The sequence below is a fragment of the Actinoplanes sp. ATCC 53533 genome (assembly GCF_003947245.1).
On the sequence record NZ_QHHV01000174.1, the window covers coordinates 1 to 4,570 of the forward strand.

Sequence of the window (4,570 nt, forward strand, 5' to 3'; positions counted from 1 at the left end):
ATTCTTGAGGTCAGCGGCCTGGTCGAGGTGCTGCACACCTACCCGACTGTGGACGAGGCCGTCACGGCCGAGGCGCCCGCGCTCGACTGAGTGGATCACCTGGTTTGTCGCTGACCCGCGTGGGAAACTGCTGGCCGGCGATCCCCGGCTCACGCGCAGGAGTGACTCTTGTCCATGTTCAAAGGCTTCAAAGACTTCATCATGCGGGGCAACGTCGTTGACCTCGCGGTCGGCATCGTCATCGGCGCCGCCTTCACCGCGGTCGTCACGGCGTTCACCAACGCCTTCCTCAAGCCGCTGATCCAGCTGCTGGGTGGCAACACGAGCGCCACGGCGGGCAAGTGGACCGTCGGCGCGGTGGCGTTCGACTACGCGACCTTCATCAATGCGGTCATCACCTTCGTGCTGACCGCGGCGGTGCTCTACTTCCTCGTCGTCTACCCGCTCAACAGGCTGGCCGAGCGCCGCAAGCGCGGCGAGGAGCCGCCGCCGGAGGCCCCGAGCGAAGAGGTCAAGCTGCTCACCGAGATCCGGGACGCGCTGGTGCGCCAGCAGGTCGCCCCGGGTGCGGTCAACGACATCCTGGGCCGCCACCAGCAGCAGGATCCACCGCGCCACTGATCTCGCAAAAGATCAACCCACCCAGCACTGTTCGAACAGATGTTCGATACAGTGCCGGGATGGAACAGCGTAAGCACTGGTGGAACGGCAGATGGGGCCGCGTCGCCCGCAAAGATGTCTACCTGCGGACGAGCGGTGACCAGTGGTACGTGGAGCAGCGCGCCGGCGGCTCCGAGGGCGTCTCACACTTCTTCGAATACGACAGCGAGGACGCCGCGCTGGACATGGTGCGGGCGTTGCTGGTCGGCCCCGACGAGTGGCGTGAGCTGTCGGTCCGCCCGCGAGACACCCGCTAAGCGGCCCGCCGCTCCCCGTCCTCGTCCGGCGTCGCCACGGCGGTGAGCGGACCGCGCGGCACGAGGCGCAGCCTGGGCAGGGCCGGCTCGGGCTCATCCTCGGCCGAGTCTTCGACGAAGTGCCAGCCGTTCCCGCCGGCCACCCGGTCGCCCGGTGGCCGTGCCGAGTCGCCGGCGACCCGCGACAGCGCGACCACGATCAGATAGCCGAGGATCACAAAACCGTGGCTGACCAGCCGCTCCGTGTCGACCCGGGCGGCCGAGAGGTCGTTGACCGAGAGCAGCAGCAGCATCCCGACGAACGCCGTCAGCATCGGCACCAGCCCGGTGGGCCGGCTGCGGCGCAGCGCGATGAAGAGGAAACCCGCCCCGACGGCGACGTTCCAGGCGGCCGATTCGTGCCACAGGTGCCCGGGCGTCGCGTCCAGCCCGGTATGCACGTGCGCGCCGCTGGCCCCGCCACCGACCTGCGCCAGGCCGAGGATGAGCTGCACGGCGCCGACCGCCGCCAGGGCCACGTACAGCGGCCCGGAGCCGATCCGTCGCCGCCTGCGGACCGGGGCGGGCGGCAGGGCGGCCAGGATGGCCGCGCTGAGGTCGGGCACCTCCGGCACGAGGCCCGTACGGGTCAGCCGGTTGACCGTGGCCGCCCGGTCGAGCCATTCCCGGCAGCCGGCACAGCCGGCCAGATGCTCCTCGACCCGGGGCCGATCAGCCGGGTCGTCCTCGCCGTCCAGCTGCGCGGACACCAACTCGCGCCACCGCTCACACGCCATATCCCCATAGTCGCCCACGGAGGGCGTCTGGTTCCCGCGGGTTCAGCGCAGGTCGGGCCGCTGCACGCTGGGGCCGCCCAACTGGCTGCCGGAGTTGCCCATCAGCCGCTTGCGTTCCCGGAATGCCCGCAGGTTCGCCGTGTTGCCGCAGGTGCTGACGTCGTGCCAGACCCCGCTGTTGTTACGCGAGGTGTCGAAGAACGCCGCCCGGCAGTCGGCGTTGTGGCAGAGCTTGAGCCGGGGCCAGAGGCCGGCCTGCTGGGCGAGCAGCGCCTCGGCCCACAGGGCCGACGCGAGCCACCGGGTGCCGCGGCCGCTGGGCACCATCCGCACCCAGCCGTCCGCGTCGGGCACCAGGCTGACCGGGACGTCGGCGGGCGGCAGGGCGCCGTCCGGCTCGGGATTCCGCCCGCCGGCGAGGATGACGCCCTCGAACGTGGCCCGCAGCCGGCGCAACGAGCGCAGGTCGGTCGACGACAGCAGGATGACGGGGGCGGGCAGGCCGGCCACCCGGGACCAGGTGCCGAGCGCGTCGGTCAGCCAGCGTTGCGCGTCGTCGGCGGCGCCCAGCAGGTCCGGCGCGTAGGACATGGTCCCGCGAGTGTTCACCAGATCCTGCAGGAGGGCGAGGCCGGCGGGCGCCTCGCGTACGCCGTGCCGGGCACTTGCCTTCCATGACATAGGCGAAGAGTACTTGTTTCTTTTTCACATCAGCATCCACCGGTCGCCTGATCATACGGTCCACGCAGCGTCTCCCGGCACTGACGCAGCGCTGATCATGATCAAATTGGAACTTAAATTAACTATTAGGACTGTTAACCTTGCGGGCCTACAGATCGATGAACAAAGATGTGAGCAGCGGCCGCCCCGTCCCGCAAGCCACTGCTTCCCCAAGGACATCACGTGGGTAGAAAACTGCTCGGACGCGCCCTCGCCGCCCTCACGCTGCTCGCCGCCGGCACCTTCGCTCCGGCCCCGCGCCCCGCCGATGCCGCCGCGGCGCAGAGCGCTTCCGACTCACCGCTCGCTGACCGCGCCGGCACCTCGCCCCCTCGGATCCGCCCTTGACGGGGCAACGGCCGCACTGAGAGGTTTTTCGCGTGTGACCATGGCGTAACGAGGGAGGCGTGGTGCGCAGAGCTCTGACGTATGCGGCGGTGGTGGTCGCCACCGCCACCCTGGCTGCCGGGTGCGACTCCGGCGGCTCCGATCAGGCTGCGGCGCCCACCTCCGTACCCTCGACGGCCCCGGCCTCGACCCCCGCGGCCGCGCCGCCATCGACCGAGCCGGCACCGACCGGGCCGACGGCTTCGCCGTCGCCGAAGCCGACCGCCTCGCCGAAGCCGCAGAAGCTGAAGGCCGGCGTCAAGGGCACCCGGGTCGTGGCGCTGCAGCAGCGCCTCACCGACCTCGGCTACTGGAACGGCAAGGCCGACGGCACCTTCGGCGGCCAGACCACGCAGGCGGTCTACGCGCTGCAGAAGGCGGCGGGCCTGACCCGCGACGGCGTCGTCGGGCCCAAGACCCAAAAGGCCCTGGACCAGGGGGTACGGCCGAAGGCCAAGAGCACGAGCGGCCGGGTCATCGAGATCAGCCTCAAGCGCCAACTGCTGATGGTCGTCGACGACGGCACGGTCAGTCAGGTCTTCAACACCTCGACCGGCTCGATGGAGCACTACGAGCAGAAGGGCCAGACCTATCTGGCGGACACGCCGAGCGGCAAGTTCCGGGTGTCCCGGCAGATCGACGGCTGGCGGCACGCGCCGCTGGGCCTGCTCTGGCGCCCGAAGTACTTCAACGGCGGCATCGCCGTGCACGGCGCGAACAGCGTGCCGCCCTACCCGGCCTCGCACGGCTGCGCCCGGCTGTCCATCTCGGCGATGAACTGGATCTGGAAGAACAACAAGATCCCGATCGACACCCGGGTCTGGGTGTATTGATCAGCCGTCGATCCGGGTGATGTTGCGGATCTTGTTGCTGGCGTCCAGCGCCGCGACCTTGTAGGCCTCCGACAGGGTCGGGTAGTTGAAGACCGCGTCGACCAGGTAGTCCACCGTGCCGCCGCAGCCCATCACGGCCTGGCCGATGTGCACGATGTCGGTGGCCGCGGTGCCGAAGACGTGCACGCCGAGCAGCCGGCCGTCCGCCGGCGAGACGAGCAGCTTCAGCATCCCGTACGAGTCGCCGACGATCTGACCGCGGGCCAGCTCGCGATAGCGGGCGATGCCCACCTCGAACGGGGTCGCGCTGTCGGTCAGCTCGTCCTCGGTCTTCCCGACGAAGCTGATCTCCGGAATCGTGTAGATGCCGATCGGCTGCAACTCGTGCATCTCGCGCACCGGCTCGCCGCACGCGTGCTGGGCCGCGAGCCGCCCCTGCTCCATCGAGGTCGAGGCGAGCGCCGGGAAGCCGATCACGTCCCCGACCGCGTAGATGTTGTCGACCGCGGTGCGGTAGCTGGTGTCCACGTCGATCCGGCCGCGCTTGTCCGCGCTCAGCCCGGCTGCTTCCAGCGCCAGGTCGTCGGTCTGCCCCTGCCGGCCGGCCGAATACATCACCGTGTCGGCCGCGATCTTCTTGCCGCTCTTGAGGATGCAGAGCGCGGCGGTCTGGTGGCGCTCGACGGCGGCCACCTCCTCGCCGAACCGGAACGTCACCGAGAGGTCGCGCAGGTGGTACTTCAGCGATTCGATGATCTCCTCGTCGCAGAAGTCGAGCATCTTGTCCCGCCGCTCGACGACGGTGACCTTGGTGCCGAGGGCGGCAAACATGGAGGCGTACTCCATGCCGATCACCCCGGCGCCGACCACGACCATGCTGCGCGGCACCTTGTCCAGGTTGATCACGCCGTCCGAGTCGACGATCGTCCGGTCGTCG

The 4,570-nt window shown here is 69.7% G+C and carries 7 protein-coding genes; 4 read left to right on the forward strand and 3 right to left on the reverse strand.

Annotation, left to right across the window (positions count from 1 at the left end; translation table 11 throughout):
• Positions 1 to 174 precede the first annotated feature (174 nt).
• Both mscL and DMB66_RS43630 read left to right on the forward strand, forming a co-directional pair.
• The gene (gene mscL, locus DMB66_RS43625) at positions 175 to 621 is read left to right on the forward strand and encodes a large conductance mechanosensitive channel protein MscL (RefSeq protein WP_125810006.1); all 447 of its coding nucleotides are present in this window, start codon (positions 175 to 177) and stop codon (positions 619 to 621) included.
• Between the two features lie 59 nt (positions 622 to 680).
• Positions 681 to 917, forward strand: coding sequence for a hypothetical protein (locus DMB66_RS43630; RefSeq protein ID WP_125810001.1), 237 nt, complete (start codon positions 681 to 683; stop codon positions 915 to 917).
• On the opposite strand, the gene DMB66_RS43635 is transcribed toward DMB66_RS43630, so the two are convergent.
• Both DMB66_RS43635 and DMB66_RS43640 read right to left on the reverse strand, forming a co-directional pair.
• Complete coding sequence (locus tag DMB66_RS43635; protein WP_125810002.1) at positions 914 to 1,693, reverse strand: zf-HC2 domain-containing protein; 780 nt, start codon at positions 1,691 to 1,693, stop codon at positions 914 to 916. The two genes, DMB66_RS43630 and DMB66_RS43635, sit on opposite strands and share 4 nt — an antisense overlap.
• Before the next feature lie 42 nt (positions 1,694 to 1,735).
• Positions 1,736 to 2,374 carry a CGNR zinc finger domain-containing protein gene (locus DMB66_RS43640; protein ID WP_125810003.1) on the reverse strand — a complete coding sequence of 213 codons (639 nt, stop codon included), beginning with the start codon at positions 2,372 to 2,374 and terminating at the stop codon, positions 1,736 to 1,738.
• Positions 2,375 to 2,596: 222 nt separating this feature from the next.
• Here DMB66_RS43640 and DMB66_RS61770 point away from each other — a divergent pair, with 222 nt between their 5' ends.
• Positions 2,597 to 2,761 carry a hypothetical protein gene (locus DMB66_RS61770; RefSeq protein ID WP_158647562.1) on the forward strand — a complete coding sequence of 55 codons (165 nt, stop codon included), beginning with the start codon at positions 2,597 to 2,599 and terminating at the stop codon, positions 2,759 to 2,761.
• 62 nt (positions 2,762 to 2,823) lie between these two features.
• Positions 2,824 to 3,633 carry a L,D-transpeptidase family protein gene (locus DMB66_RS43645; protein ID WP_233625266.1) on the forward strand — a complete coding sequence of 270 codons (810 nt, stop codon included), beginning with the start codon at positions 2,824 to 2,826 and terminating at the stop codon, positions 3,631 to 3,633.
• Here DMB66_RS43645 and sthA read toward each other — a convergent pair.
• A partial coding sequence (sthA, locus tag DMB66_RS43650; RefSeq protein WP_125810005.1) for a Si-specific NAD(P)(+) transhydrogenase occupies positions 3,634 to 4,570 on the reverse strand: 937 nt, incomplete at its 5' end. It lies immediately after the preceding gene.